We start from the raw sequence: 572 nt of genomic DNA, 5'->3' as shown, positions 1-572 counted from the left end.
CGTCGAGCTGCGGCTGGACACTACCGAGATCCAGGTCCGCAGGCCGCCGGCCAACCGCGGCGGCCGCCGTGCGTTCGTGTCGGGCAAGAAGAAGCAGAACACCATGAAGGCCACCGTGATCGCCGACTGGCGCGGCCGCACATTATGGACCGACGCCCTGCGACCTGGACGTATGCACGACGCCACGGCCGCCCGCACCGAAGGCATCACCGTCTGCTTCCAGCATTTCCCCGACGTCGAGGTCCTCCTGGACGACGGCCATCTGGGCCTGAGCCGCGACCACCGCGGGCAGGCGGTCACACCACCCAGAAAGCCTCGGCCGGGAGCACTGCCCGGCAGAGTCGCACAGTGGGAACGCGACCGCCACGGGCACTCCTCCGACCGCATCACCGTCGAACACGCCCTCGCCGACCACAAACGCTGGAAACAACTGATGCGCTGGACCCACCGCCGCGACCGCCTGCCCGACACCTACCGCGCCATCGCCGACCTCGTCTCCGACCGCACCAACGTCTGAAAACAGGCCACGACCAGGCGAAACACGCCTCACCCACTATCACGCACCAACTCGT

The 572-nt window shown here is 68.0% G+C and carries 1 protein-coding gene; it reads left to right on the top strand.

All coding sequences use genetic code 11. The features are described from left to right. A partial coding sequence (locus V7793_RS38005) for a transposase family protein (protein WP_336014323.1) occupies window positions 1–517 on the top strand: 517 nt, incomplete at its 5' end. Window positions 518–572: the final 55 nt, after the last annotated feature.

This window comes from Streptomyces sp. KLMMK (assembly GCF_036961605.1).
Taxonomy (GTDB): Bacteria; Actinomycetota; Actinomycetes; order Streptomycetales; family Streptomycetaceae; genus Streptomyces; species Streptomyces telluris.
The sequence above is the reverse complement of the archived record's forward strand: the minus strand, read 5'-3'. Positions and strand labels throughout refer to the sequence as shown.